This window comes from Streptomyces sp. NPDC046915 (genome assembly GCF_040644935.1).
Taxonomy (GTDB): domain Bacteria; phylum Actinomycetota; class Actinomycetes; order Streptomycetales; family Streptomycetaceae; genus Streptomyces.
On sequence record NZ_JBEYXB010000023.1, the window covers coordinates 78,169 to 104,953 of the forward strand.

Annotated in this window: 22 protein-coding genes and 1 pseudogene; 13 read left to right on the forward strand and 10 right to left on the reverse strand. The window is 68.6% G+C overall.

Features of this window, described 5'->3' with window-relative positions; all coding sequences use genetic code 11:
• Positions 1-357: 357 nt before the first annotated feature.
• The 4 genes from ABZ915_RS40140 to ABZ915_RS40155 are packed head-to-tail and all read left to right on the forward strand — an operon-like array spanning position 358 to position 5,203.
• Positions 358-1,521 (forward strand): XdhC/CoxI family protein, encoded by a 1,164-nt coding sequence (locus ABZ915_RS40140; protein ID WP_361813760.1) that lies wholly within the window; start codon positions 358-360, stop codon positions 1,519-1,521.
• Entirely contained in the window at positions 1,518-2,030 is a 513-nt protein-coding gene (locus ABZ915_RS40145; RefSeq protein ID WP_361813762.1) for a (2Fe-2S)-binding protein, read from the forward strand. Before ABZ915_RS40140 ends, ABZ915_RS40145 begins: the two co-directional genes overlap by 4 nt.
• A 3-nt stretch (positions 2,031-2,033) precedes the next feature.
• Entirely contained in the window at positions 2,034-3,032 is a 999-nt protein-coding gene (locus ABZ915_RS40150) for a xanthine dehydrogenase family protein subunit M (protein ID WP_361813764.1), read from the forward strand.
• Complete coding sequence (locus ABZ915_RS40155; RefSeq protein WP_361813765.1) at positions 3,032-5,203, forward strand: xanthine dehydrogenase family protein molybdopterin-binding subunit; 2,172 nt, start codon at positions 3,032-3,034, stop codon at positions 5,201-5,203. The genes ABZ915_RS40150 and ABZ915_RS40155 overlap by 1 nt, the downstream gene beginning before the upstream one ends.
• Positions 5,204-5,742: 539 nt before the next feature.
• Here the strand turns inward: ABZ915_RS40155 and ABZ915_RS40160 are convergent.
• Positions 5,743-6,678, reverse strand: coding sequence for an NADP-dependent oxidoreductase (locus tag ABZ915_RS40160; protein WP_361813767.1), 936 nt, complete (start codon positions 6,676-6,678; stop codon positions 5,743-5,745).
• A 203-nt stretch (positions 6,679-6,881) separates the two neighbouring features.
• Between ABZ915_RS40160 and ABZ915_RS40165 the strand changes: the two genes are divergently transcribed.
• The 4 genes from ABZ915_RS40165 (at position 6,882) to ABZ915_RS40180 (ending at position 11,320) form a co-directional block, all read left to right on the forward strand.
• Positions 6,882-7,142: a UBP-type zinc finger domain-containing protein gene (locus ABZ915_RS40165; RefSeq protein WP_361813769.1), complete on the forward strand. Its 261-nt coding sequence runs from the start codon at positions 6,882-6,884 to the stop codon at positions 7,140-7,142.
• 20 nt (positions 7,143-7,162) lie between these two features.
• Entirely contained in the window at positions 7,163-8,827 is a 1,665-nt protein-coding gene (locus tag ABZ915_RS40170; protein ID WP_361813771.1) for an FAD-dependent oxidoreductase, read from the forward strand.
• Positions 8,824-10,305, forward strand: a complete 1,482-nt coding sequence (locus tag ABZ915_RS40175; protein ID WP_361813773.1) for an ATP-binding protein — start codon at positions 8,824-8,826, stop codon at positions 10,303-10,305. Before ABZ915_RS40170 ends, ABZ915_RS40175 begins: the two co-directional genes overlap by 4 nt.
• 130 nt (positions 10,306-10,435) lie before the next feature.
• Positions 10,436-11,320, forward strand: a complete 885-nt coding sequence (locus tag ABZ915_RS40180) for an aldo/keto reductase (RefSeq protein ID WP_361813775.1) — start codon at positions 10,436-10,438, stop codon at positions 11,318-11,320.
• Between the two features lie 176 nt (positions 11,321-11,496).
• On the opposite strand, the gene ABZ915_RS40185 is transcribed toward ABZ915_RS40180, so the two are convergent.
• Together ABZ915_RS40185 and ABZ915_RS40190 are read right to left on the reverse strand one after the other, a co-directional pair.
• A complete protein-coding gene (locus ABZ915_RS40185; RefSeq protein ID WP_361813777.1) occupies positions 11,497-12,339 on the reverse strand; it encodes a helix-turn-helix domain-containing protein in 843 nt (280 codons plus the stop codon).
• Between the two features lie 561 nt (positions 12,340-12,900).
• Positions 12,901-13,809 (reverse strand): helix-turn-helix transcriptional regulator, encoded by a 909-nt coding sequence (locus ABZ915_RS40190; RefSeq protein ID WP_361813875.1) that lies wholly within the window; start codon positions 13,807-13,809, stop codon positions 12,901-12,903.
• Between the two features lie 203 nt (positions 13,810-14,012).
• On the opposite strand from ABZ915_RS40190, the gene ABZ915_RS40195 reads away from it, so the two are divergent.
• From ABZ915_RS40195 to ABZ915_RS40210, 4 genes are all read left to right on the forward strand, one after another.
• Positions 14,013-14,342 carry a carboxymuconolactone decarboxylase family protein gene (locus ABZ915_RS40195; RefSeq protein ID WP_361813779.1) on the forward strand — a complete coding sequence of 110 codons (330 nt, stop codon included), beginning with the start codon at positions 14,013-14,015 and terminating at the stop codon, positions 14,340-14,342.
• Between the two features lie 71 nt (positions 14,343-14,413).
• The gene (locus ABZ915_RS40200; protein WP_361813781.1) at positions 14,414-14,815 is read left to right on the forward strand and encodes a cupin domain-containing protein; all 402 of its coding nucleotides are present in this window, start codon (positions 14,414-14,416) and stop codon (positions 14,813-14,815) included.
• 64 nt (positions 14,816-14,879) lie between these two features.
• A complete protein-coding gene (locus ABZ915_RS40205) occupies positions 14,880-15,902 on the forward strand; it encodes a zinc-dependent alcohol dehydrogenase family protein (protein WP_361813783.1) in 1,023 nt (340 codons plus the stop codon).
• A gap of 131 nt (positions 15,903-16,033) precedes the next feature.
• Complete coding sequence (locus ABZ915_RS40210) at positions 16,034-16,411, forward strand: DUF2255 family protein (protein ID WP_361813785.1); 378 nt, start codon at positions 16,034-16,036, stop codon at positions 16,409-16,411.
• Between the two features lie 38 nt (positions 16,412-16,449).
• Here ABZ915_RS40210 and ABZ915_RS40215 read toward each other — a convergent pair whose 3' ends face one another.
• Positions 16,450-17,763: an MFS transporter gene (locus ABZ915_RS40215; protein WP_361813787.1), complete on the reverse strand. Its 1,314-nt coding sequence runs from the start codon at positions 17,761-17,763 to the stop codon at positions 16,450-16,452.
• 227 nt (positions 17,764-17,990) lie between these two features.
• On the opposite strand from ABZ915_RS40215, the gene ABZ915_RS40220 reads away from it, so the two are divergent.
• Positions 17,991-18,884: a helix-turn-helix transcriptional regulator gene (locus tag ABZ915_RS40220; RefSeq protein ID WP_361813789.1), complete on the forward strand. Its 894-nt coding sequence runs from the start codon at positions 17,991-17,993 to the stop codon at positions 18,882-18,884.
• A 43-nt stretch (positions 18,885-18,927) separates the two neighbouring features.
• Here the strand turns inward: ABZ915_RS40220 and ABZ915_RS40225 are convergent, their stop codons facing one another.
• The 6 genes and pseudogenes from ABZ915_RS40225 to ABZ915_RS40250 all read right to left on the reverse strand — a co-directional run bounded on the left by ABZ915_RS40225 (position 18,928) and on the right by ABZ915_RS40250 (position 25,100).
• Positions 18,928-20,514 (reverse strand): Na+/H+ antiporter, encoded by a 1,587-nt coding sequence (locus ABZ915_RS40225; RefSeq protein WP_361813791.1) that lies wholly within the window; start codon positions 20,512-20,514, stop codon positions 18,928-18,930.
• Positions 20,515-20,571: 57 nt separating this feature from the next.
• Complete coding sequence (locus ABZ915_RS40230; RefSeq protein ID WP_361813793.1) at positions 20,572-21,432, reverse strand: aldo/keto reductase; 861 nt, start codon at positions 21,430-21,432, stop codon at positions 20,572-20,574.
• Between the two features lie 326 nt (positions 21,433-21,758).
• A pseudogene (locus ABZ915_RS40235) lies at positions 21,759-22,619 on the reverse strand (helix-turn-helix domain-containing protein).
• Between the two features lie 335 nt (positions 22,620-22,954).
• A complete protein-coding gene (locus tag ABZ915_RS40240) occupies positions 22,955-23,824 on the reverse strand; it encodes a helix-turn-helix domain-containing protein (protein WP_361813795.1) in 870 nt (289 codons plus the stop codon).
• Positions 23,825-24,060: 236 nt separating this feature from the next.
• Positions 24,061-24,453, reverse strand: a complete 393-nt coding sequence (locus ABZ915_RS40245) for a nuclear transport factor 2 family protein (protein ID WP_361813797.1) — start codon at positions 24,451-24,453, stop codon at positions 24,061-24,063.
• 47 nt (positions 24,454-24,500) lie between these two features.
• Positions 24,501-25,100, reverse strand: coding sequence for a flavodoxin family protein (locus ABZ915_RS40250; RefSeq protein WP_361813799.1), 600 nt, complete (start codon positions 25,098-25,100; stop codon positions 24,501-24,503).
• Positions 25,101-26,785: the final 1,685 nt, after the last annotated feature.

Consider the following 26,785-nt stretch of genomic DNA (forward strand, 5'->3'; position numbering starts at 1 on the left):
TCGGTGCCTACGTGGCGCGGCCTTATTGCAACCGCGTCCCTTGCCGTTGAGCGCGCTGCGTGTGCGCTTCAGGCAGAGCGTGGCCAAGAAGGATGGGAACACCGGGGCCATGCGGCACCTGACCGCGCAGGGTCGGCGTGCATCGGAGCAGCCCCTGTCCGACGGTCACTGGGCGCATCGAGGGCGCCGAAGTGAACCAGCGATCGATGACCGCACCACGCAGACGTTCCACGACCGCCCCCAGACTGGCGCGGCAGCTGGCCTCCGTGCGGCTGCCGGGCCTCTCCGGGCCGGTGCCGTATCCGCTCCCCGTCGGCCAGGACAGCGGCCCGTCCGCTGCTCATGGAGTACAAGAGCATGCTGAACATCGCGGAATCCCTGTACCGCTGGTACGGCGAACCACGTCCCTTCGCTCTGGCCACGGTCGTCGGTGTCGAGGGCAGTGCGCCTCTTCCGCTCGGCACGTCCCTGGCTGTCGATGCCGACGGCAACGCGGTCGGCAGCATCTCCGGAGGTTGCGTCGAGAGCGCCGTCTACGAGCTGTGCCAGCGCCTGCTTCAGGACGGTGGTCCGGCACAACGAGCACGCTTCGGCTACTCCGACGACGACGCCTTCGCGGTCGGTCTGACCTGCGGCGGCGAACTCGACGTCCTTGTCCAGCGGATCGACCCGATCGCGCACCCGCACCTCGCCGACGCCCTGGCCGCCGTGGCCGACGGCAGACCCGCCGCTGTCGCCCAGGTGGTGGACGGACCGGAAGACCTGGTGGGCCGCATGGTGTGTGTCGACGGCGCAGGCACTTGTCCGAGTGACCTCCCTGACGCGCTGAGTCGGCAAGTGACGGCCCAGGCCCGAGCACTGCTCCACGCCGGGCGCACGGCCCTGGTGGAGTCGGGAGGGGACGCCGTCACCTGCCCGGACCGGGTCTCCGTGCTGGTCCACGTCCATGCCTCCCGTCCCCGGATGCTCATCTTCGGTGCCATCGACTTCGCCGCGGCCCTCAGCCGGGCCGGCCGCTTCCTCGGCTACCGGGTCACCGTCTGCGACGCCCGGCCCGTCTTCACCACGCGCGCCCGCTTCCCCCACGCCGACGAAGTCGTCGTCGACTGGCCCCACCGCTACCTGGAGCAGACACCGGTAGACGCCCGGACGGCGGTGTGTGTCCTCACCCACGACCCCAAATTCGACGTCCCCGTGCTGCGTCAGGCACTTGCCCTGCCCGTGGGGTACGTCGGGGCGATGGGCTCACGCCGTACGCATGACCACCGCATGCGGTTGCTGCGCGAGGCGGGTGTTTCCGACCGACAGCTGGCACGGCTGCACTCCCCGATAGGCCTCGACCTCGGCGCTCGCTCACCAGAGGAGACGGCGATCTCCGTCGTGGCGGAAATCCTCGCCACCCGCCATCGGACAACCGGTCTTCCCTTGTCCGACCTGACCGGCCCCATCCACGCGGTCCCTCGCCCGCCGAAGTCGGAGGATCCCCACATGTCCCTGTCCCAAAGGATGGCCAAGCCATGACGACATCGCCCCCCAAGCCGACGGCCGGCCTGATCGAGACGGCCTTCACGGTCAACGGCGAGAACGTGAGCCTCGCCTTGGATCCTCGTGAGTCCCTGCTCGACGTGCTGCGTGAGCGTCTCGTGCTGACCGGTACCAAGAAGGGGTGCGACCAGGGACAGTGCGGCGCGTGCACGGTGCATGTCGACGGTCGCCGCGTCGTGTCCTGTCTGACTCCGGCCGTCCAGGTTGCGGGACAGGAGGTGAAGACCATCGAAGGGGTCACGGCTCCCGATGGCACGCTGCACCCGTTGCAGCAGGCGTTCGTCGACTGCGACGCGCTCCAGTGCGGCTACTGCACGCCTGGGCAGGTGATGTCCGGTCTGGCATGCATCGCGGAGGGTCATGCCGAGACCGACGACGACATCCGTGAGTACATGAGCGGCAACCTGTGCCGGTGTGGCGCGTATGTCGGCATCGTTGCCGCCATTCGCCGGGTAGCCGACGAGAACAAGCAGAGCGAGGTGTAGACGGTGCGCTCATTCGCTTACACGGTGCCCGACAGCGTGGCCGCGGCCGTTGACGCCCTCGCCGTCGCCGAGCCCGGCACGAAGATCCTGGCCGGTGGTACGACTCTGTACGACCTGATGAAGATCGGCATCGAGGCGCCGCCGGCCGTCATCGACATTCATCGTCTCCCCGAGCTCACCGAGATCAGCACGGGAGACGATGAGCTGTCGTTCGGCGCCGGAGTGAAAATGGCCGACGTCGCCGACCATCCGGTCGTGCGCCGGGACTATCCGGCTCTGTCGGAGTCTCTCTGGCGCGGGGCTTCGCAGCAGCTGCGCAACATGGCGACCGTCGGCGGGAACCTGCTGCAACGCACTCGCTGCGGCTATTTCCGGGGTGGAGAGGAGTTCCCCTGCAACAAGCGGAATCCCGGCAGCGGCTGTGCGGCTCTGGAGGGATTCGACCGCGGCCACGCCATGCTGGGCACCAGCGACACCTGCATCGCCACCTACCCGAGCGACATGGCCACAGCCCTGATCGCGTTCGACGCCGTCATCGACGTGGCCGGCCCCGGGGGCGAGCGGACGCTGCCGCTGGGGGAACTGCACGTCGAGCCGGGAGACGATCCCCGGCGTGAACACACCCTGGCTGAGGATGAGTTGATCCTGCGGATCCGCGTTCCAGTGACCCCTGCCGGGCGTGGCTCGACGTACCTCAAGATCCGGGACCGGGAGTCCTACGCCTTCGCCCTCACCTCGGCTGCCGCCGCCCTGACGCTGGATGCCCAGGGGATCGTCACGGACTGCCGGATCGGCCTGGGCGGAGTGGCCACACGTCCCTGGCGGGCATCGGCGGCGGAACGCTCGCTGATCGGCGAAACGCTCACCGAGCAAACCGCCCGCCACGCAGGCGAAGTCGCCTACGCCGACGCCCGCCCCCGTGTCCATGGCGGGTTCCGAGTCGAACTGGGCATCCGCACCGTCACCGACGCACTGCTCACCGCCGGGAAGCGAGCCATCTGATGAAAAACGCAGACCTGCGTCGCGTCGACGCCTACGAAAAGGTCACCGGCACCGCAACCTACGGCGCCGACCGTGTCCCCGAGAACCTGGCCTACGCCACGTTCGCGGTGGCCACGATCGGCAAGGGCCGCACCGTGGCCATCGACACCGCCGCAGCTGAAGCGGTCCCCGGTGTCCGCCTGGTGCTGACCCGCTTCACCGACGAGGAGCTGCGCGGCCCTGGATTCCTGATGGCCGGGGGATACGCCTTCCAGAGCCTTCAACCGCTGCTCAGCGATGCCGTCGCCTACCGCGGACAGCCGATCGCGTTGATCGTCGCCGACACCCCGGTCGCCGCCACCGAGGCCGCGGAACTCATCCGGGCACGCTACGAGACCGAGCCGTTCACCGTCCGGATCGACGACGAAGGCGCGACCTCGGTTCTACAGGAAGAGGCCATCGGGCTCCCCGACATCAAGGTGGGCGACGCCGAGGCCGCGTACGCGGCGAGCCCGGTGCGGATCGACGAGACCTACCTGCACCCGGCCCAGCACCAGGTCCCGCTGGAACTGATCGGCGGAGTCGTGGAATGGCACGGCGACAGGCTCGTCGTGCACGAGAGCACCCAGACCGCCGGCGCGCTCCGCAACGGACTGGCCAAGCAGCTGAACATCGACCCGGCCGACGTCGAAGTCATCTCTCCCTACACCGGCGGTGGCTTCGGCGCCCGGAACTCACTGCAACCGCACATCGGACCGCTGGCGCTCGCCGCACGCCGGCTGAACCGTCCGGTCAAGCTGGTCATCCCGCGCACGCAGACGTTCCACACCGGGAGCTTCCGGCCGGTCAGCCGCCATCGTGTCCGGCTGGGCGCCGATCCGTCGGGACGGCTCCTGGCGGCCCTCCACGACGTGGAGCAGCAGACCTCCCGGCACGATCTGTACCCCGCCATGTACACGGAGGTGACGTCGCGACTGTACGGCGTTCCCAACTTCGGGGGACAGCAACGCCTGGTGCAGACCGACGTACAGACGCCGGGATTCATGAGGGCTCCGTACGAGGGAGCGGCCGCCTTCGCGTTCGAGTCGGCCATCGACCAACTTGCCTACGCCACCGGTCAGGACCCGGTCGAGCTGCGGCTGGCCAATGACACCGCCACGGACCCGATCACCGGTCTCCCGTTCTCCTCGCGCCATCTGGCGCAGTGCCTGAAGAGGGGCGCGGAGCGGTTCGGATGGGAGAAACGCGATCCGAGTCCGGGCTCGATGCGTGCCGACGACGGATCGTTCGTGGGCCTCGGCGTCGCCGCCGGCTGTTACGCGGCCATGGTCGCACCCGGCATAGCCCAGGTGTCCGCGGCGGCCGACGGCCGGGTGACCGTCGGTGTCGACGGCCACGAGATGGGGCAGGGCATCCGCTCGGCCATCGCTCTGCTCGTCGCGGAGGACCTCGGCATTCCGGTGCGGGACGTCGCCGTACAGGTCGGCGACTCGCGCGTCGCCCCGCAGCACCTCACCGCCGGCTCCTGGGGCAGCGCGACCGCCTTGCCTGCCGTGCACAAGGCACTGCGCCAGCTGCGCCAGCAGCTCGGCGTGGCCGACACGGGCGCGCTGGATGTGGCAGCAGCCGTGCGGGCCACCGGACACCAGTCGTTGGAGGTGGAGGCGACCAACGTGGGACCGGGCCAGCCCCCCGAAGCGCTTGACGTGTCACGGTCCGGCCTGATCGCACCTGCCGGCCCGGTGTTCCCGGACTTCACGGCGTTCAGCTGGGTGGCCCACTTCGTCGAGGTCCGAGTCGAGGTCACAACACGCCGCATCCGTGTGCCCAGGGTGGTGAGTGTGGCCGACGGCGGCAAGGTCGTCAGCCCGGTCACCGCGGCCAGCCAGGTTCGCGGGGCCGTTGTCTGGGGCATCAGTGGGGCGCTCCGGGAGGCCAACGAGGTCGACCCGCGTTTCGGCGGATTCCTCAACACAACGCTGGAGGAGTACGCCGTTCCGGTCAACGCCGACATCCACCGGATCGACGTCGACTTCATCGACGAGCCCGACCTGCTCTTCAACGACGTCGGCGTGAAGGGCATCGGCGAGGTCGCGATGGTCGGTGTGTCAGCTGCCGTCGCCAACGCGGTCTTCCACGCCACCGGAAAACGACAGCACCAGCTGCCCATCACGCTCGAGCACGTGCTGTAGACCACCGACACGACGGGCTCGCCGCGGATCCCAAACGCTTGGGTGGTCCGACAGAAGCACACCACCCAAGCAACGCAGGCTTGCTCATGGCACGTCGCAGGCTGAGCCGCAGGTGCTCTCTGCGGCGGGTACGCACTTCACCGGCAGGCCCGCCGCTTCTGGGGTGATCTTGTCCCGCCGTACCGGCGTGTCCTGGATCTGTAGGCTCCTGAGGCCGGGCCCGGAGAGATCCGCATCCGAGTGCACACGGCCGGCCTTGTCGAGCAGTTCGGCGAAGGAGTCGATACCGCGCTACGCACGCGAACACGCCAAACCCGTCCGCCTTCTGCGGCCGGCGGAGGAAGGTCGGCTCGTCCCGCCAGTCGGGTGGGCCTCGTCGGCCGAGCAAGCCGCCGAGGCACAGCGGCCGCTGGAGGCAGGCGGCCTGCGCGGGCGTGCGGTCCTCACCGCCTGAGCCGTGGGGAAGTCGGCCCGACGACCTGAGGCCGTGGCCGCATGTGCCTTTCCGGCGTCTTTGAGGCGCGCCCGGTCGCCCTTGGTCAGAAAGTGAGGACCACCCGTCCACGGAGGCCACCTGCCTCCAGCAGCCGGTGTGCTTCTGAAGCCTGTTCGGCCGGCAGGGTCCGTGCGACCCGAGGGGTGAGCCGGTCCTCCTGGGCCAGCTGACGCAAGCGGTCGAGCTTGGCGTGTTCCCGTGCGTACTGCGGAACGAACGTCGTCCGCGTCACGATGCCGCGTTCAGCGGACACCTTGATGCGGTGGACCGACGACGCGATCCGGCCGTTGTCACGTACCGCACGGGAGGCGAGTTCGGCGATGCCCGCGGTGTCGACCAGTCCGTCCACACCGTCGGGTACCTCCCAACGCACCGACTGCGCGAAGTCGTCCCCGCGGGCCACGACGACGTCAGCGCCCAGGTCCTTGACCCACTGCCTGTCCTTCGGCGCCGCGTCGGCGATCACCCTGTGGCCGTCGGACTTGGCCAGTTGGACGGCATAGGCGCCGACCGCGCCGGCCGCTCCGGTGACGGCGATCGTGGCCTGGGCGGGAAGTTCGAGCAGGTCCAGGGCCATACGGGCGGTCAGGCCGTTCATCGGCAGTGTGGCGGCCTGGACGTCGCTGAGGCCTGCCGGCGTGCGGACCACGGACTCGGCGGGAACGACGAGGTGCTCCGCGTAGGCGCCGTGCGTCCCGGATATGACGGCGACGGCCATGACGTGGTCGCCGACCCTGAGATCGGTGTCGGCTCCCGCGCCGATCTGCTCCACCACGCCTGCCGCGTCCATGCCCGGGACGTAGGGCGGCTCGGCGTCGGAAACGAAGGCCATGCCCCGGCGCACCATGGTGTCGACCGGGTTGACGGCTGCCGCGTGCACGCGGATTCGGATCTCGCCGGGACCGGCCTCGGGGGCGGGAAGTTCCAGGACCCGCAACACTTCGGGCCCGCCGAATTCAGTCAGTCCTACAGCCTTCATGGGGGAAATCACTCCTGGAGAAATCTGGCATGGAGATGCTGCAATTCACCAGGTTTCCTCCGCGTGCACGTCTGTAAAAGGGGAGACTCCCATCCCTGGGCGGGAGCGACCAGGGTAGGAATCCTTCCCCCTCAGCCGGATTGCCAGAGATGCCAGGCTGAGGAACGCGGCGCGAACTCGGTCTGGAAGGACAGGAGAATCCCATGACAGCCACCTGCGACCACCTTCCGGCCGGCGGCACGGCCACGGCCCGTACGCCGGACGGCTGTGAGGAGTGCCTGGCGAACGGCGGGTATTGGGTGCATCTGCGGCTCTGCCTGATCTGTGGACACGTCGGGTGCTGCGACAGCTCACCCGGCAGACACGCCACCGCTCACTTCAACGCAACCGATCATCCGGTCGTCCAGTCCTTCGAACCCGGCGAGGACTGGCGCTGGTGCTACATCGACGAGCAGATGGTGTGACGGCTGCTCAGGAGAGGCTCATGAACATTCCCGATCCGGTGATCCTGACTGTCGACGACGACCCCGCGGTCTCGCGGGCGGTTGCCCGTGACCTCAGGCGCCGCTACGGAGACCGCTACCGGGTGGTGCGCGCGAGCAGCGGGGAGGAGGCCCTGGAAGCGCTGCGCGAGCTCAAGCTGCGCGGCGGGAAGGTTGCGATGCTGCTCGCCGACTACCGGATGCCGAAGATGAACGGGGTCGAGTTCCTCGAGGCCGCGATGGACCTCTTTCCGCTCGCCCGGCGGGTGCTGCTCACCGCGTACGCCGACAACGGCGCGGCGATCGACGCCATCAACGTGGTCGACCTCGACCATTATCTGCTCAAGCCGTGGAACCCGCCGGAGGAGCACCTGTACCCGGTCGTCGACAGCCTCCTGGAGGCATGGCGGGCGACGCCGGACCCTGCCGCATCCGACGTCCGGGTGGTCGGGCACCGCTGGTCGGCGCCGTCCTTCGCGGTGCGGGACTTCCTCACCCGGAACCTGGTGCCCTACCGCTGGCTGCTGGCCGACGAGCCGGAGGGCGGCCGACTGCTGGCCGCCGCAGGGCTCACCCCCACCCAGGTACCGCTGGTGGTCACCGCCGACGGAACGACCCTGACCAGGCCGACGGAAGCGGAGCTGGCCGCCCAGGTAGGGCTGAGCACCTCGCCTGCTGCCGAGCTCTACGACCTCGTGGTGATCGGCGGCGGCCCGGCGGGCCTGGGCGCGGCCGTCTACGGGGCGTCCGAGGGGCTGCGGACCGTCCTGGTGGAACGTCAGGCGACCGGAGGGCAGGCGGGGCAGAGCAGCCGCATCGAGAACTACCTCGGCTTCCCCGACGGGGTGTCCGGCGCCCAGCTGACCGACCGCGCCCGGCGACAGGCAGTGAAGTTCGGCGCCGAAATACTCAGCACCCGAGAGGTGGTGGCGCTGGAACCGGCCGGATCCGCGCGGGTACTGCGGTTCGACGACGGATCCGCCATCACCGCCCAGAGCGTGATCCTGGCCACGGGTGTCTCCTACCGGCGTCTGGAGGCACCTGGCCTGGAAGCGCTGACCGGCTGCGGCGTCTTCTACGGCTCCGCCCGCAGTGAGGCCCCCAGCTGCAAGGACAACGACGTCTACGTGGTGGGCGGCGCCAACTCTGCCGGGCAGGCCGCGGTGTACTTCTCCCGCTACGCGGGGCACGTGCACATCCTGATCCGCGGCGAGGACCTCACCCGGTCGATGTCGAGCTACTTGATCAGCCAGATCAACGCCATCGACAACATCACGGTTCACCCATGCACCGAGGTGGCGGCCGGAGAGGGCGAGGGCCATCTGGAGCGGCTGACCCTGCGGGACAACCGGTCGGGAACCACCCGATCCGTGGACGCCTCCTACGTGTTCGTCTTCATCGGCGCCCAGCCGCGCACGGACTGGCTGGACGGGGTGGTCGCCCGGAACGCCCAGGGTTTCCTGCTCACCGGCACGGGCCTGGTGACCGACGGCCGTCTCCCGACGGGCTGGACGCTGACGCGGGCTCCGTACCATCTGGAGACCAGCGTGCCCGGGGTGTTCGCCGCCGGGGACGTGCGGGCCTCCTCGGTCAAGCGGGTGGCGTCCGCCGTCGGTGACGGCGCGATGGCCGTCTCGCTGGCGCACCAGTATCTGGAGACGCAATGAGTGGCCGGCGGAGCACGGAAGACCGGGAGGCCCGCAAGCGGCTGTCCCCGGCGGAGCTGCGGACCCTGTTCCTGTTCGAGTCACTGAACGACGCCCAGCTGGAGCTGCTGGCCGAGCACGGCCGGGTGGAGCAACGGGCGGGCAACAGCGTGGTGTTCGCCGAGGGTGACCCCGCGACCTGCTTCTTCGTGCTGCTCGAGGGATCGGTGGTCCTCAGCCGCCGGGTGCGCGGGGACGACGTCGAGGTCCTGCGCTCCGACCAGCGCGGTGTGTACGGCGGGGCGAACCAGTCCTACCTCGGGGACCATGTCGAGCAGACGTACATCAACACCATGCGGGCACTCACCGACAGCTCCTTCTTCGTGCTGCCGGCCGCGGAGTTTGGCGCCGCCGTGCGTACCTGGTTCCCGATGGCGGTGCACCTGCTGGAAGGCCTGTTCTTCGGTCTCCGGCGGACCAACACCGTCACGGGCGAACGGGAGCGACTGATCGCGCTCGGCGCGCTGTCGGCGGGACTCACCCATGAACTCAACAACCCGGCGGCGGCCGCCCTGCGAGCCACGTCGGCGCTACAGGAGCACATCACGGGTACGCGGAAGGAATTCGAGGTCCTGGCCGACGGCGGACTGGACGGCGACCGGCTGCACAGGCTGGTGGAATTCCAGAAAGCAGCGGTGAAGCAGATGGCAACCGCTCAGCAGCGGTCCGCCCTTGACGCCTCGGACGCCGAGGACGAACTCGGCGACCGACTGGAAGAGCGCGGGGTCGAGGACGGTTGGGACCTCGCTCCCACCCTGGTGGCCGGCGGAGCCGACGCGACGTGGCTGGACTCGGTGGCCGAGACGGTTGGTGAGGAACAGCTGGCCCCGGCACTGCGCTGGATCACCCACAGCATCGACACCGAGCTGCTGGCGGCGGAGATCGGGGACTCGGTGTCCCGCATCTCCGGCCTCGTCGACGCGGCCAAGCAGTACTCCCAGCTGGACCGGGCGCCGCAGCAGACCGTCGACGTCCACACGCTCCTGGAGGCGACTCTGACGATGCTGCGGGCCAAGATCCCGCCCGGCGTCACTGTGGTGCGGCAGTACGAGCCGGACCTGCCGCACATCCTGGCGTACGGCGCGGAGCTCAATCAGGTGTGGACCAACCTCATCGTCAACGCCCTGTACGCCATGGGCGACGAAGGCACCCTGACCCTGCGCACCCGGCGGGACGGTGACAGGCTCTTGGCCGAGGTGGGCGACACCGGGCCGGGCATACCCCCGGAAGTGCGACCCCGGATCTTCGAGCCGTTCTTCACCACCAAACCGGTCGGTGAGGGAACGGGGCTCGGGCTGGACATCTCCTACCGCATCGTCGTGAACAAACACCATGGCGACGTCCGAGTGGAGTCCCGCCCGGGAGAGACCTGGTTCCGGGTGTGCCTGCCGCTCCCGGACGACCTGCCGGTGGGGACCCACCGGAAGATCCATATCTGAGCAGGGACGTCACCTATGTTTCTCGATTACGACTGTTCGTCGGACCGGGGCGCATCCCGCCCCGTCGGCATGCGCCAAACCCCGACCAGCCGCAGCATTGTCCTGCCCGCACCTCAAAGGTCGTGAACCCATGATCAACCTCACCCTCAACAACGGTGTCACCATGCCGGCCCTGGGCCTGGGAGTCTTCCAGAGCAGCCCTGAGGACACGGCCGACGCTGTCGCGAGTGCCCTGGCCACCGGCTACCGCCACATCGACACTGCCGCGGTCTACCAGAACGAGCGGCAGGTCGGCGAGGGCCTGCGCCGCTCGGGACTCGACCGTTCCGAGGTCTTCCTCGAGACCAAGGTCTGGGTCAGCGACTACGGCTCCGACGCGACTCTGCGCGCTTTCGACAAAGCGACACGCAAGCTCGGCGTGGAGCACCTGGACCTGCTGATCCTGCACCAGCCCGCCCCGAGCCGCTTCGACGCGACCGTGGCCGCGTACACCGCCCTGGAGAGGCTCCTCGGCCAGGGGCAGGTGCGGGCCATCGGCGTCAGCAACTTCATGCCGGACCACCTGGCCGAGCTGATCCGGCGCACGAACGTGGTGCCCGCTGTCAACCAGATCGAGCTGCACCCGTACTTCACCCAGCCGGCCGTACAGAAGGCCGACGCCGAGCACGGCATCCTCACGCAGGCGTGGTCGCCGATCGGTGGGATCACCTTCTATCCGGGCTGGGGAGATCACCGTCGCAGCGTGCTGGACGACCCCGCGATCACGACCATCGCTCACGCGCGTGGCAAGAGCCCGGCACAGGTCCTGCTTCGCTGGCATCTGCAGCAGGGGCGCTCTGTCATCCCGAAGTCGACCAACCCCCGCCGGATCGCCGAGAACTTCGACGTCTTCGACTTCGCACTCGCCGACGACGAACTCGCCACGATCGACGCCCTCGACACCGGTGTCCGGCACGGACCCGACCCGGACGTGGCCCGACCGGAGGTGTTCGACATGGTCATCCCTGACGCCTAGAAGACGCCACTTCCCAGGCGGGACCGGTCGACGCTAGTCGTTCACCGAGACCACGATCCGTCGGGCGGTGGCCGTCCGGAAGGCAGTACAGATGTTCCTGTCCCGACGCGACACCAAGGCTGAGAGGCCTTCCTCATGCGGCATCGGCGCGCCGCCTTCGCGTCGACCGGCGCGTGTTATTCGCCGCCGGAAACACTGAGTCGGCGGAGGGCCTCCTGAGCTGGTGTACCAGGTTCGGCGGTCCACATGACGAGTTGCTGTTCGGGGTCCTCGGCGCAGAGGAGGGTCGTCCAGTCCACCTCGATCTCACCGAGATCGGGATGGTGAAGTGTTGTGTGGCCGCCGGTGCGGGTCTGCACGTCGTGGGAGGTCCACCACTGCCGGAAGTGGGTGTCCCGCTCGGAGAGTTCACGTACGAGTTCGGCCAGTTGAGCATCGTCGGGGTACCGGGCGGCTTCCATCCTCAGCTGAGCCACGGTGATGCGACCTGATTCTTCCCAGCGGGCGTGACCGCGCCGGATCGGTGTATCGGTGAACATCTGCCAGACGAAGTTGCGTTCCGGTTCGGGGATCCGGCCGAAGTCGCAGAAGAGAGCGGCGGCGGTGTGGTTCCAGGCGAGGATGTCGGTGCGCCGCCCCACGACGAAGGCCGGGGTGGTGTTGAGGTCATCGAGCATGCGGCGCAACTGGAGCTGAACCTTCTGCCGTTCTTCCGGGGTCGGACGTGTTGCGGCTCCCTTCCCGGCGAGTTCGAACAGGTAGATGCGCTGATCGTCGTTGAGATGCAGCACTTTGGCCAGCTCGGCGAGGACCGGCTCGGAAGCTTGTACGCGGCCTTGTTCGAGACGGGTGTAGTAGTCGGTACTGATTGCGGCGCGCTGCGCGACCTCTTCTCGGCGCAGACCGGGGACACGTCGTGCCCGCCCGCCTGTAGTCAGACCGCCTTCCTCGGGGCTGACCTCGGCACGGCGCTTCTTGAGGAACTCACCCAGGCGGCTCAGCTGCGGCTCTCCAACCATGCCCACCATGATCCCATCACGTGAGTCGCGCGGCCCGGTGAGGGCCTGGTTCCTCGGAAGCGTTGTTGCGCACATCCCGGGCGTCTGACCGGCCGCCGCCGGTAGTCCTGGCCCTGGCCGCTGGGACATTCCTGCTGGGCACCACCGAATTCATGATCGCGGGGCTGCTGTCGGAGATGGCGCGGTCCTTCTCGGTGAGTGTGGCGTGGCCGGCGCCGGCCGCCGCCGCGACGGGCTCCGGCGCGGTGATGGCCGTATACAGCTACATCACCCCGCTGCTCACGGAACTCGCCGCCGCTCTGAGCGCCTCGTCCGTCAACATCGGTATCGCCGCGATCTCGCTCCACCGCCACGTCCCTGCTGTGGCCCGTCCGGCTGGAGGGACGTCACCCTCACCGGTGTCGACCTCAGCTGCTTCGCTCTCGTCGTCTGGGGCATCGGCCGAAGGGGGCCACTCGTGCCCATCACGCCCCCTTCGCGGCCGGCCAGGTCATTGCACCTGGTTCAACCGTGTATCCAGGCCACAGCGCCCTCGCCCTGCGCCCGCAGCAGGGACTCAGATCACGGTCCGCCCTGGTCCAGGACCCCGTCAGACTTCGCTGTTTCTGTAGTGGCGGCCCAACTGGCCAGCAGCTTCAGGGCGTCCTCGTTCGGGGAGCCCGGCTCGGCGGTCAGGACGGTCAGACTCAGGGCGGGCTGCGCGGGCAGTTGCATGGCGTCGAAGGCGAGGGTGAGGTCGCCGACGGCGGGGTGGCGGACGTGCTTGAGACCGGTGTAGTGCAGCCGCACATTGTGCTGGGCCCACGCGGTGCGGAACTCGTCGCTGCGGGTGACGAGTTCGCCGATGAGGTCCGTCAGTGCCTTGTCGTGCGGGTTGCGTCCGGCTTCGGTGCGCAGCAGGGCGACGGTGTTGCTCATCGATTCCTCCCACTGGAGGCCGAAGAACTCGCGGCCGCGAGGATCGAGGAACTTGAACCGGGCCATGTTCACCGGTGGCCTGTGCCCGTCGGCGAACATGGGCGCGTACAGCGCGTAGCCGAGTCGGTTGGCGGTGAGGAAGTCCAGACGGCTGTTGCGCACGAAGGCGGGCACGTCGGTCATGGAGTCCAGGACGCGCTGCACGCTCTGCGGGACCTGTGCACGCTGCTGGGTGGAGCGACGGCGCCTGAGCGGTGTGGTGTTGGCAGCGCGGGCCAGGTCGTTGAGGTGGTCTCGTTCGGCCTCGTCCAGTTGGAGGGCCCGGGCGAGGCTGTCCAGCACGGCCTCGGAGACGCCGGTCAGGTTGCCGCGTTCCAGGCGGACGTAGTAGTCGACGCTCATCCCGGCGAGCATGGCGACCTCTTCCCGGCGCAGACCGGGAACGCGGCGGTTGCCACCGTAGGCGGGAAGCCCGGCCTGCTGAGGGGTGATCCTGGCCCGGCGCGAGGCGAGGAACTCTTTGATCTCTCTACTGCTGTCCACGCCTTCCAGGCTAGGACCGCTCCGCGCTACCTGGGGGGTACTGCCATTACCTGGAACAGCCTTACCTTCTCCACCCAGGTGACCAGCGGTTCCATTGGTGATAGCGGCTGGGAGCCCGCAGCTCGCAGCCGTCGGCATGCCATCCCCACCGGGGATCACACCTGGTCCCGCACGGACCGCGTGAACGATCGACACAAGGAGCCGTAAGCACCATGGCCAAGCAGACCGCACCACAAGCACTGGCCTCCGTCGCCCCCAAACTGGTCGAGCTGACCGACGACGTTCTCTTCGGTGACGTATGGGAGCGCGCCGAGCTGTCGCCGCGTGACCGCAGTCTGGTCACGATCACCGCGCTGGCGGCGCTCTATCGGACCGAGCAGCTCGGCTTCCACCTCAAGCTCGCCCTGGACAACGGGCTGACCAGGGAAGAGCTCGGCGAGGCGTTGACCCACCTGGCCTTCTACGCCGGCTGGCCCACCGCCATGACCGCGGTCACCCAGCTCAAGAGCATCGTCGAGGAGTCCGACGGTTCCGCCGCCTGACTCGACGACCATTCCCGGCGGCCTCGCTGCCGGACCCGCCCGACGTACACCGCAGGAAGAGGAATCCCACCATGGAACTGTTGAAGAAGCAGCCGACGCTGAAGCTGCCTGCCGAGTGGTTCACCGGTGACGCGTGGGCCGATGTCATCTACCGCGGTGAAGATCCCTCCCGGGCCCGCGCGAACGCCGTCCGCTTCGCCCCCGGCGCCCGCACCGCCTGGCACTCCCACGGCGTCGGCCAGACCCTCTACATCGTCGAGGGCATCGCCCTGATCCAGTCCCGCGACGAGGAGATCCTCGAAGCCCACCCCGGCGACGTGATCTGGACCCCGCCGGGCGAGGAGCACTGGCACGGAGCCGCTCCCGACCACTTCATGACACACATCGCCCTGTGGGAGACCGACGACGTCGACTGGCTGGAGCACGTGACGGACACCGAGTACGGCGGCCCCCGCCACAGCACCCGCGCCTGACCGACCCGACCGAGCACCTGGTCGGCGCCGGTCGGGCTTCCGCCCCAACACTTAAGGAAACGTCATGCGAGGAGCAGTTCTCCACGCGCCTGGGGACGTACGCGTCGAAGAGCGCGACACCCCGAAGATCATCAATGCGGCCGACGCGGTCATCCGCACCGTCGCCACCTGCGTGTGCGGCTCGGACCTGTGGGACTACCGGGGAATCAACCCGGTCAGCGAGCCCACACCGGTCGGGCACGAGTACGTCGGCATCGTCGAAGAGGTCGGCAGCGACGTCTCGCAGATCAAGCCCGGCCAGTTCGTCGTGGGTTCCTTCTTCGCCTCCGACAACACCTGCCCGAACTGCCGCAACGGCTATCAGACCAGTTGCCTCCACCGTGAGTACGTCGGCGCGGGCGGCTGCCAGGCCGAATACGTCCGCATCCCGCTGGCCGACGGCACCTTGGTCGCCACCCCCGAACAGCCTGACGAGGAGCATGTCGCCGGCTTGCTGGCCTGCTCCGACGTCATGGGCACCGGCTGGTACGCCGCCGTCGCCGCGGAGGTCAAGCCCGGCTCCACCGTAGCGGTGGTCGGTGACGGCGCGGTCGGCCTGTCCGCGGTCATCGCGGCCAGGGAACTCGGCGCCGAGCGCATCATCGCCATGTCCCGCCACGCGTCCCGGCAGAAGCTCGCGACCGAGTTCGGCGCCACCGACATCGTCGCCGAACGCGGCGAGGAGGGTGTGGCCCGCATCAAGGAGATGACCGAGGGCATCGGCGCCGACGCCGTCCTGGAGTGCGTCGGCACGGCGCAGTCGATGCAGCAGGCCTTGCGCTCCACCCGGCCTGGCGGAAACGTCGGCTTCGTCGGCGTGCCACACGATGTGGAGATCAACGGGGAGGAGCTGTTCTACTCCCACGTCGCCCTGCGCGGTGGCCCGGCTCCCGTCCGTGCCTACCTGCCCGACCTGATCGACCGCGTGCTCGCGGGGCGGATCAACCCCGGGAAGGTCTTCGACCTGACCCTGCCTCTTGAGCAGGCCGCAGAGGGCTACAAGGCCATGGACGAACGCCGCGCCATCAAGGCCCTGCTGCGTCCCTGACAACGTTCTGGCTCGGTACGGCCGCCGTCCCTGCGAACGGCGGCCGTACCGCCCGGGAACGGCCCGATCAAGCTTGCCCACCTCTCTGCCGACCCCATCGTCCGCATCTCGCGACTGGCTGAGGAGTATTCATGACCACCTGGACCGACGACGAACTGAACCGCATCGCCTCCGCCGACGAACTTCGCATGGCCCCGAGGAACAGCGACGGCAGCCTGCGCAGGGCCACCACCATCTGGGTGGTCCGCGAAGGTGACGAACTGTACGTGCGTTCCTGGCGCGGGACACAGGGCGGTTGGTGGCGGACCGCCCACTCCAGCCACGCTGGTCATGTCACCGCTGGTGGCGTGGAGAAAGAAATCACCCTCACCGAGGTGACCGACCCGGATGCCAACGCCCGGATCGACGACGCCTACCGCTCCAAGTACGGGCACTACAGCGGTTACGTCGAGCCCATGGTGGCCGAACAAGCCAGGGTGACCACCCTCCGGCTGCTTCCCCAGCGGTAGCAGGTCCACGGTTTCGGCGCCGCCTGAGCGGCTGCGGCTCAGGTGGCGGTCTCACGCCCGTCGGTCCTGAGCAGCGATGTCGCGACCATGGCCGCGAGCAGGAGCACCACGGTGATGACCAGGCTGGTGCGCAGACCGTGCAGGAACGTGGCCCGGTCGGCGAGCAGGGCGCCGAAGACCGCCACGGCCAGTGCCCCGCCGACCTGCCGGGCGGTGTTGAGCAGGCCGCTGGCGGTGCCCGCCCGGTGGGCCGGCACGCTGTCCAGCAGTGCGGCGGTCAGGGGAGGCATGACCAGGGGCGCACCGAAGCCGACAGGGAACATCAGCAGGGCGACCAGCCATACGGGAGTCGTCGCGGGCAGTGCGGTCAGGGCAACCATGCCGACGATCATCAGCAGCAGTCCGGCGGTGATGGCCGCTCGGCGGCCGATCTTCTCCACAAGTCGCGCGGCGACCGGATTCAGCAGGGCGGAGAAGGCCATCATCGGCACGAATGCCAGGCCGGTGGCCATGGAGGACAGGCCGCGGAGCTCCTGGAAGTAGAGGCTGAACAGGAACGGCAGTCCGTAGAAGCCGATCATGAACGTGAAACCCACCACGACGGCGATCACCACGGTGCGGTCGCGGAACATCTCCAGCGGCAGCATCGGATGCGGCGCACGGGCCTCGATCAGCAAGAACGCGGCCAGCGCGGCGACGGCGACGCCCAGTGCGAGCAGGACGTGGGGCGCGGTGAAGCCGTCGGCGCCGGCCTCGATCACTCCGTAGGTCAGACCGCCCATCGCCAGGACGGCGGCGATCTGGCCGGCGAAGTCGAAGGGCACCTGCCGGTGGGGCGACGGCTGGGTGCGAGTCAGCAGGACAAGGGCGGCGGCGCCGACGGGCAGGTTGATGAAGAAGATCAGCCTCCAGTCCGCTCCAGCCAGCAGACCGCCCACGATGGGCCCCGAGGCGGCGGCCGCGGCCCCGCCCATGGCCCACAGCGCGATGGCACGGGCTCGCTCGACCTGGTCGTCGTACGATTCGCGAATCAGGGCGAGAGTGGCGGGCATCATCGCCGCCGCCCCGGCACCCTGCATGAACCGAGAGGCGATGAGAACGCCCAGATCCGGAGCCAGGCCACAGGCGGCCGAGGCCACGACGAACATCGCCAGGCCGGCCGCGAAAGCCCGCCGCGCGCCGATCCGGTCCGACAGGGCCCCGGCGGACAGCAGCAGCGCGGCGAACATCAGGGTGTAACCGTCGACCACCCATTGCAGTCCCGTCATGCCACCCCCGAGGGCGTCGCGGATCGAGGGCAGAGCGACATTGACCACGGTGGCGTCCAAGGTGATCACGAAGAAGCCGATCACCGAGGCAGCGAGCACAGGAGTCGCGCGGCGGTTGCCTTCCCCGGCAGCCGAACCGGCAGGGCGCCGGGTGGTGGGAACAGAGGACGACACAGGAATCTCCCAGGACGAGGCGGGTGGGTGGCGACCCGTCCAGGAAACGGCCTGTTCACGGCGGCGCGGAAGGTACAGCTGTTCCAGGTACTGGCAGAACCCCCCACGCGGAACCGAATCTTCATAGGCTCGAAGACGTGGACAAGCGGAACGAGATCCGGGAGTTTCCGGCCTCGCGCAGGGCCAGGATCACCCCAGAGCAAGCGGGCCTTCCGGTCTACGGCGGCAACCGGCGCGTCCCCGGTCTGCGTCGCGAAGAGGTCGCCCTGCTCTCCGGAATGAGCGTCGACTACTACGTGCGCCTCGAACGCGGCAATCTCAGGGGCGCCTCCGAGGCGGTCCTGGACTCAGTGGCCCGCGCACTCCAGTTGGACGAGGCCGAGCGCGAGCACCTGCACGACCTGGCCCGTACCGGAAATGCCTCGACTCCACGCCGACACCGTCCTGCCGCACGACCGCAGGTCCCACCGAAAGTGCAGCGCTCCCTGGACGCGATGTCGTACGTGCCCGCGATCATTCCCAACAACCGTCTCGACATCGTCGCCGCCAACCGGCTCGGATTCGCGCTCTACGCCCCCATGTTCACCGACGGGCACAAGCCACCGGCGAACATCGCCCGGTTCAAGTTCCTCGACCCCCGCGGCAGAGATTTCTTCGGCATCAACTGGGAGGAGTCGAAGAACATCACGGTCGCGCTGCTGCGCACCGAGGCCGGCCGTACGCCGCATGACAAGGCCCTGACCGATCTCATCGGCGAACTCGTCACACACAGCGACGAGTTCCGCACGGCTTGGGACCGGCACGATGTACGGCAGCTCTACACCGGCGCCAAGAAGTTCCGTCACCCTGTCGTCGGCGACCTCACCCTCGACTTCGACGCGATGTACCTGCCCGCACAACCCGGCCTGACGATCGGGGTCATGAGCGCCGAACCCGGATCTCCGGACGAGGACGCCCTCGAGCTCCTGGCCGGGTGGGCAGCCTCCGGCAAGGGAACCGGCCTGGCGCACCTTCTCTCCCGTGCCGGTTAGGGCCCCGCCTTGCCGACTTCCTCAAGAACGTCCCAGCCACAGGTCATTCAACCGTCGCGCCACCCGACAGGCGAAGTTCCTCGCTGTCGAGGTCGGCTTGGAGGCCGCGCAGCACGGTGTCGTCGATGCGGTGTTCGTCGCGGAGACGGATGACGGTGGCACGTCTGTGGGCGATGAGGGCCAGGTGCAGCGAGGTGTAGTCCTGGTGCATGAGCAGCGCCGGGTCGTCCTCGGCGCCCGTGCTCCGGGCCTGCGCGGACGCCAGGCGTCCCTCGTACTCCTGGCGTAGCCATGCGACGGTCTTCGGGCCGGTGCCCAGGCTGTCGGCGAGCTGCGGTATCGCCCCGAGTGCCGCTTCGACGGCAGCGGTCTCGGCGAGGCCGCGCTCCTCGTCGACCGAGGTGTCCGGGGGCAGCTTCGCCCAGCGCACCGCCACCGGCAGCAGGAGTCCCTGTGCCACCAGCGTGACGAGGATGACGCCGGAAGTGACGAAGATGATGAAGCTGCGGTCGGGGAACGGCGCGCCCGAGTCGAGCGTCTGCGGCACCGAAAGCGCCACCGCGAGGGAGACCGCGCCTCGGAATCCGGCCAGCCCGCTGATCACGCGGGCCCGGTGGCCGAGCTGGAGCGTGCGTTGCTGGGGCCGGCGGTCGAGCAAGCGGGTCAGGTAGGCGGCTGCAAACAGGAATGCGAACCGTACGGCGACGAGTACGGCGCAGACGACCGCCACGGCGATCAGCGCGTCCTTGAGGTCGCTACCGCTGAGGTCGCGGACGGCGTACTGGAGTTCCACGCCCACCAGTACGAACAGTGTGCCGTTGATGATGAACGTGGACAGCGACCAGAACGCCATGGCCTGCGTGCGGTGCTCGGCCCGGATGATGCGAGGGGCGATCTGGGACATGATCAGACCGCAGGTGACCACGGCGATGACGCCGGAGGCCTCGACCAGTTCGGCCAGCAGATACGCGGTGAAGGGCACCAGGATCATCACCAGGTTGCCCAGCAGAGGGTCGTCCAGACGGCGCCGCAGGATCGTGTTGCCCCACGCGACCGCTGCTCCGACTACGGCCCCGCCGCCGTAGGCGAGCAGGAACAGCCCGCCGACGTGCGGAACCCCGAGGTGTTCCTCGCCGACCGTGATGCCGACGGCGAGACCGTAGACGACGAGGGCTGTGCCGTCGTTGACCAGGCTTTCGGCGCGCAGCATGGTGACATTGCGGCGGGGCAGGGCGCGGGCCAGAACACCGACCGCCGTGGCGTCCGTGGGTGCCACGGCCGCACCGAGCACCCAGGCCGGTCCCCACGAGAGCCCGAGGGCGTGCCCGGCCGCGGCGACGGCCCAGGCTGTGAGGATGACCAGGACGGTGCTGTTCAGCACGATGCCGATCAGGTTGGTGCGGATCTCCCGCAGGGAGGTGGTGATGCTTTCCCAGTGCAGCAGCACGGGCAGGAAGAGCAGCAGCACGAGCTCTGGTGGAAACTGTGCCCCGCGTACCTCGGGGATGAACCCCAGGGCTGCGCCGGTCAGCAGCAAGGGAATCGGCGGGGCGATACCGAGACGTCGCCCCACGGCGTTGCCCACCAGCACGGCCACGCCCAGGACCACGACGAGTTCAAGACCGTGCAAGGCGTTTCTCCTGGAAGAAAAGGGTTTCGGGAAGGGGCCCCGTCGGCTGCGGGCCCGTTAGGGAGTGGTGGTGGGGTCCCAAGCGGTGACGAGGTTCTCGTCGAGAGCGTCCAGGGTTTCCATCTCGTCCTCTGTGAGGGCGAAGCCGAACACGTCGGCGTTGCCGGCGATACGGTCCGCGTGAGTGGACTTCGGCAGGACGACCAGCCCCTGCTGAAGGGCCCAGCGGATCAGCACCTGCGCCGTGGAGCACCCGTGAGCCTCGGCGATACGGACCAGCGGCGGATCGTCGAGCTTGCGGCCCTTGGTGAGCGGACTATAGGCCTCCACCTGGATGCCGTTCTTCCGGCTGAGGTCGACGACGTCCGCGCGGGAACGGAAGTTGTAGGGGCTGATCTCGAACTGGTTCACCGAAGGCAGGTGCTGAGCGTAGCCGAGGAGTTCTTCCAGGTGGTGCGCCATGTAGTTGCTGACGCCGATGGCGCGGGCCTTGCCCGTCTCCAGCAGGTGTTCCATCGCTCGCCAGGTCTCCTCGCGGGTGCCGGGCACCGGCCAGTGCACGAGGTAGAGGTCGATGTGATCGACGCCCAGTTGGCGCCGGCTGCGCTCGAAGGCGTCGAGGGTGGGCTGGTATCCGTGGTCCGCGTTCCACAGCTTGGTGGTGATGAACACCTGGTCACGGTCGAGGCCGCTCGCACGCAGCCCATGACCTACGTCTGCCTCGTTGCCGTAGACGGCGGCGGTGTCGATGTGCCGGTAGCCGGCGTCCAGGGCGGCGATTACGGCCTGCTGGGTCGCTCGGCCGGCGGGGCTGCGGAAGACGCCCAGTCCGATGACCGGGATCTCCACTCCGTCACGCAGGGGCAAGGTGTCGGCCGGGCCGGTCGAGGTGTGGCGGGGGTCTGGGCTTGTGCTCATGACGGCGAGCCCTTTCTGTACGGGTGCTCGGCAAGAGGTTCGGGCCGGTCGGCGACCTGGACTGGCGTGGAAGAAGGCACACCGCACCACCGAGCTTGAACGGCGACGCCATTGGCTGTGGCTCCGCGCACTGCGCCGTGGGCGGTCACCACGGGGTGGGCGGAATCCGGGCAGGCTGCGCAACGGCAGTCGCAAGTGGTCATGGCGGCAGTGTTCCTGGAAGGGGTGGTGCATGATCTGCCACTCAGCCTTGCACCTGAATCGGGCGCTGTGAGGGGTAAGAAATCTTCCCCCGCTTGCATCGGCCGTGCTGCGCAGGCAGCAGGTCAGGTAGCTGAGGAGTTCCTGTCGATGCCGGCGGTCCATGCGGCCAGGAGACGGAGGCCGTCATGGCTGGGCGAGCCGGGCTCCGCGGTCCATACGGTGAGGTACTGGTCGGAGTTGGTGCCGACCATGAGGGTGTCTCAGTTGAGGGCAAGATCGCCGGCCACCGGATGGCGGAGGGCTTTGGCCCCGATGGTGGCGGAGGTGACCTTCTGGCTGCCCCACCACGTACGGAAGTCGTCATCCCGCACAGACAGTTCGCCGACCAGTGCGGCCAGGTGCGCGTCCGCGGGACGCTTGGCGGCCTCGGCGCGCAGCATCGCCACGGACAGCCGCGCCGCGCCGTCCCAGTCGGCGTACAGAGTGCGCATGGCGGGGTCGGTGAACAGGATGCGCACGTAGTTGCGGTGCTTCTGGGGAATGTGGGAGAAGTCGGTGACCAGGGCGGCGCCGAGGGCGTTCCAGGCAAGGATGTCCAGGCGGCGGCCCATCACGACGGCCGGCGTGGAGGTGAGGCCGTCGAGCAGTCTCTGCAGCACCGGCAGGACCTTCTGCACTTCTCGGCGGCGGGGCCGGGCGGTGTCCTTGCCGGCCAGCTCAAAGACGCGGTCCCGCTGCTCGTCGCTGAGGTGCAGGACGCGTACGAGGACCTGTAGGACCTGGCCGGAGGGCTGTGTACGGCCCTGTTCGAGGCGGGTGTAATAGCCGGTGCTGACGGAGGCGAGCTGGGCGACTTCCTCCCGGCGCAATCTCGGGACACGGCGCGAACCGGTGCCGGGCAGGCCAACGGTGCGGGGGCTGAGTTCGCCACGGCGGACCTTGAGGAGCTCGCCCAGCTCCTTGAGGTGGGCGTTGCTGGTCATTGAACCAGTCTGCACAGACGGGCTGTCCGGCTGGAGGGGAGAGTATTTGTCCAGGACAACGCTTCCCAGGATGTTTTGCTCCCCTGCGGGACATGTCAGGGGGCGTGCGAGCGTGACGGTGGAGGTGGGCCGACAGCCCGCGGCGCGAGCGACCGTGGGGGTGACTTCGCGGGCGATCGGGCTCGGGACGCGACCGTGGCCTGTCACCAAGACGCTGTCGATGCCGCTGTTATCACCTCGGCCGGCCTCCACCCGCAGACACCCTGTTCCGGTCGTCGCATGGGTGCTGATCCCGGTACACGTGAAGTGCTGCCGGCAGACGTTCTGACAACTGGTCAGGAGGGGCTGCTGGAAGACATGAGGTTCTGGTCCGCGGCCCAGGAGGCGAGGAGCCGCAAGGCGTCATGGGAAGGGGAGCCGGGCGGGGCGGTCCAGGCAATGATGTGTTGGTCGGGGTCGCCGGCGCATCCGAGGGCGCTCCACCCGAGGGTGAGTTCTCCGACGACCGGATGGCGCAGCCTTTTCGTCCCCAGGGTCCTGGCGGCGACATGGTGCTCCGTCCACCACCGCCGGAACTGTGCGTCCAGTGCCGAGAGTTCTTCGACCAGGGCGATCAACTGCGGGTCGCCCGGATAGCGTGCGCTCTCCATGCGGAGCTGGGCGATACCCAGGTGGGCGACCTCTTCCCAGTCCACGTACAGGTCTCGCAGGGCGGGGTCGGTGAACAGCATCCGGATGTAGACCCGGCGGTTCTCCGGGATACGCCCGAAGTCGGCGAACAGGGCGGCGCCCAGTTGGTTCCAGGCCAGCACGTCGGTACGACGGCCGACGACGACCGCCGGGCTCGTGCCGAGGTCGTCGAGGAGGAACTGCAGCTGGGGGTCCACCTGCTGCCGGGTGGTGTGAGGGGGCAGGTCGTTCTTGGCGGCGAGCTCGAAGAGGTAGGTGTGCTGGTCCGCGTCGAGTCGGAGCACCCGGGCGAGGTCGACCAGCACCGGAGTGGATGCCTGGAGACGACCCTGCTCGATCCGCGCGTAGTACTCGGTACTGATGGATGCCAACAGCGCGACCTCCTCGCGACGCAGACCGGTCACTCGCCGTGGCGGTTCGCTCACGGTGGGAAGGCCCACGTCGGCAGGGCTGAGGCTTGCGCGCCGTGCTTTGAGGAATTCCCCCAGCTCGTTCAGGTGAAGGTCACGACTCATGTTTCCCAGAATCGCACGATGTCCAGGCACGTGAGGGGAACAGTCTGTGCCTGGACATCGCGTCGTGGAAGTAGTAGATGGACGTTTGCCGGGATCCGGCTTCGTGGCGCAGTCACAAGGGGTGAATTCGGTCCTGCGGGCGGCGTTCTTGAACGCCTTCCACGGCCGCGCGCCTGCTCGGACGTATGCCGGTCGGCTTCCCATGCGCGCCGGCAGGCCCCCGGTGGGGGCAGGGTTCAGCTGTTCAGTGCCTGCTGCAGAACGTGGCTGTCCGCGGCCTGCACCAGGCCGGCGATCTTGCCCTCGCGGATGGTCCACAGGTGGATGAACCGCACGTCCGCCTTGTTCCCGGTCCTGGTCTCGGCGTGGTAGTGCCCGAGCACGAATACGTGACCGTCGCCGTCGGTGTAGTACTGCTCGGGGACGGATCCCAAGGACTCGAAGTTCGGCTGCATCGGGCCGAAGAAGTCGCGGGCGACATGGTCCCAGCCCTGGTAGATCCCACCACCTGGGAAACCGGGGGTGATGTCCCAGACGATGTCCGGCGCCACGACCGCCGCGATGACCTCCGGGGCCATACGGGATTCGTAGAACCGACGGACCAGGGCGATGTTCGCCGAGTCGGACATGGCGGGCTCCTTCGACTGCGGATCGGCTGTAACGGGAATGCCGGGAATCAGACGCTGACGGCGGTAAGACCGGCCTTGAAGATCGAGGCGACGCGGGCGACGCGAGCACCGAGGGTTTCGGCGGTGGCGATGTCGGCCTTGTGGACGCCCTCAGGGCCAGTGTCGGTCGGGGTCTGGGCGCCGGCGCCCAGGAAGTAGCCGAGACGGTTGATGTCGTTCTCGCTGCCCGTGGTGCTGCCCCAGCCGGGCAGCAGCCCGAGGTTGACCCAGTGCATGCCGTGCTGGGCGGCCAGGGTGGAGAAGTAACCGAGGGTGGAGGACTTGTCGCCGCTCTTGCCCCCGGAGTTGGTGAACCCGGCGGCGATCTTGTCGACCCAGCCCTGGACGGCCCACCGCTTGCTGCTGGCCTCGGCGAACGCGTGGAAGGCCGCCGAGGCGGTGCCCATGTAGGTCGGGGAGCCGAAGACGATCGCGTCCGCGGTGTCCAGCCGGGCCCACTGCTCGTCGGTGATCGTGTCCACGGGGATCGACAGGACCTCGGCTCCGGCCTCGTCCGCACCGCGTGCCACGGCCTCGGCAAGGACGGCGGTGTGGCCGTAGCCGGAGTGAAATGCGACAGCGACGACGGGGCGGTCAGAAGAAGACATGGTGGTGCTGCTTTCCGGTTGGGGAATCGACGTATGCGGCCAGCATGGCACCGGTTGCGAGCGGTGTGAGGGGGAAGAATTTGTACCCGGGCGGAGTCTGCCTGGGAATGCGGCGGGCCCGTCTGCGGAAGATTCCCGTGTCAATCCGCCTTGCCGGTTGGGTGGCACACCGACACCGCGCCGCGCCCGCCCTGAAGGTCGGTGTGTGCGCGCCAGAGCCGGCGTGGACAGATCGCTTTCGAGGAAGCGCGGGTGTCCCGGCGCCACGTCGAGTAGCGGGCGCACAGGCTCACATCAGGTGCGGGATTCGGGGCTGCCGCGTGTCACGGCCTTCTCGAAGGGGACATCGGCGGCCTTCAACTCTGCGGCCCCGTCCCGGACATGGACAAGAAGGGCCCGGTCTGGAGTGCGAGGGCGAGCAGTTGGTCGAGGACCTTGATCAAGTGGTTGCCGTCTGCGCCTGATCGCCGTGGGTGTGCGCCGGGGCCCACTCGCGCAGCCACGGCCATGTCGTCGGCGCCCTTGCGCAGTAACTCCGCCTGCTGCGCGCGGGTGTAGACGATCGTGGCCGATTCGCGGAATGACTGGGCGCCGAAGCCGTGCTCGGGGTGGTTCCGGAAGGTTCAGGGGGGTGGAGGACAGGGGGTGCAGGCCTGTGAGTTGGGCGAGCGGTCCCATAGGTGCCGTGCCAGCTCCAGGTCACGGGCTTGGCCGGGGGCGGGGTTCTCGGGTTTGAGGCGGTTGAAGCAGGTGCCGTTGACCGTTTGCGGTTCGGCAGTGGCCGGGTGCAGCAAGGGTTCGGCGCCCTGCTCGGGGTGGATGGGACGGTGGCGAGCTTCGGGCCGACGCACGCCCGCTGGGAGCGGTACCGGCGTCGGGAGCCGTCGCGATCGTCCCTGTCAAGGTGTCAGCGGCGGTGGGTGCTGCTCGCGGTGTTGATCACCGGGCGCCGTCGGGGGCGTCGGTGAGCCTGGACAACAGCAGGTTCGTCAGCAGGCGGCGTTGTTGGCCAGGATGTCGATGCATTCGTAGGTGGTCAGCAGTTCGGCGGCGAGCCGGCGCACGTCATCCAGGCGGCTGTAGTCCGCCGGGTGGGCCCTGCCTCAGATCCGACGGGCGACTGCCTCGGTCTTCTGGGGCGAGCGCCCCACGACCGCCACCGTCGTTCCCCGTTCGCTGACCCGCTACTGGGGTACGGCGCGGGACGGGAAAGGCAGCCACCACGCCGGTCAGGGCGATGGTGGTGCAGATCCAGAACCCGGTGGTGAGATTGACCTCGGCACGGCGTCTCTTGAGAAGCCCGCCCAGACGGCTCAGCCGCGGCTCTCGAACCATGTACACCATGATCCCATCGGGTGGGTCGCTCGGCGGCGAAGGGGGGTATGGGCTTCCTAGGTTCCCCGAGCCCGGGGATGAATCCTTCCCATTTTCCCGTATCGGCGGCAGGGGCATGCTGACGGCATGGCCGGTGTGGTCGTGGCTTCTGCGAAGCGCTGTTCCGGGTGATTCGGGGCACCAACAGCGCTGGCCGACCTGCGTCCCGTCTGCGCCAGCCCTGGGTGCCCATGCGAGACCCCCCGCAGTGGGCCTTGATCCTGTGTGATGAAGTGAGGCATTTCCCATGCTGTGCGCCCACCGCCGCCGTCCGGATCTCAGACCGGCGACCGCTGGCGCTCCTCGTCCGC

Bases quoted from the DNA above. Each gene is read 5' to 3' on its own strand.
- ABZ915_RS40140 (WP_361813760.1), top strand. From the start codon at position 358: ATGCTGAACATCGCGGAATCCCTGTACCGCTGGTACGGCGAACCACGT.
- ABZ915_RS40145 (WP_361813762.1), top strand. From the start codon at position 1,518: ATGACGACATCGCCCCCCAAGCCGACGGCCGGCCTGATCGAGACGGCC.
- ABZ915_RS40155 (WP_361813765.1), top strand. From the start codon at position 3,032: ATGAAAAACGCAGACCTGCGTCGCGTCGACGCCTACGAAAAGGTCACC.
- ABZ915_RS40160 (WP_361813767.1), bottom strand. From the start codon at position 6,678: ATGAAGGCTGTAGGACTGACTGAATTCGGCGGGCCCGAAGTGTTGCGG.
- ABZ915_RS40165 (WP_361813769.1), top strand. From the start codon at position 6,882: ATGACAGCCACCTGCGACCACCTTCCGGCCGGCGGCACGGCCACGGCC.
- ABZ915_RS40170 (WP_361813771.1), top strand. From the start codon at position 7,163: ATGAACATTCCCGATCCGGTGATCCTGACTGTCGACGACGACCCCGCG.
- ABZ915_RS40175 (WP_361813773.1), top strand. From the start codon at position 8,824: ATGAGTGGCCGGCGGAGCACGGAAGACCGGGAGGCCCGCAAGCGGCTG.
- ABZ915_RS40180 (WP_361813775.1), top strand. From the start codon at position 10,436: ATGATCAACCTCACCCTCAACAACGGTGTCACCATGCCGGCCCTGGGC.
- ABZ915_RS40185 (WP_361813777.1), bottom strand. From the start codon at position 12,339: ATGGTTGGAGAGCCGCAGCTGAGCCGCCTGGGTGAGTTCCTCAAGAAG.
- ABZ915_RS40195 (WP_361813779.1), top strand. From the start codon at position 14,013: ATGGCCAAGCAGACCGCACCACAAGCACTGGCCTCCGTCGCCCCCAAA.
- ABZ915_RS40200 (WP_361813781.1), top strand. From the start codon at position 14,414: ATGGAACTGTTGAAGAAGCAGCCGACGCTGAAGCTGCCTGCCGAGTGG.
- ABZ915_RS40205 (WP_361813783.1), top strand. From the start codon at position 14,880: ATGCGAGGAGCAGTTCTCCACGCGCCTGGGGACGTACGCGTCGAAGAG.
- ABZ915_RS40210 (WP_361813785.1), top strand. From the start codon at position 16,034: ATGACCACCTGGACCGACGACGAACTGAACCGCATCGCCTCCGCCGAC.
- ABZ915_RS40230 (WP_361813793.1), bottom strand. From the start codon at position 21,432: ATGAGCACAAGCCCAGACCCCCGCCACACCTCGACCGGCCCGGCCGAC.
- ABZ915_RS40240 (WP_361813795.1), bottom strand. From the start codon at position 23,824: ATGAGTCGTGACCTTCACCTGAACGAGCTGGGGGAATTCCTCAAAGCA.
- ABZ915_RS40245 (WP_361813797.1), bottom strand. From the start codon at position 24,453: ATGTCCGACTCGGCGAACATCGCCCTGGTCCGTCGGTTCTACGAATCC.
- ABZ915_RS40250 (WP_361813799.1), bottom strand. From the start codon at position 25,100: ATGTCTTCTTCTGACCGCCCCGTCGTCGCTGTCGCATTTCACTCCGGC.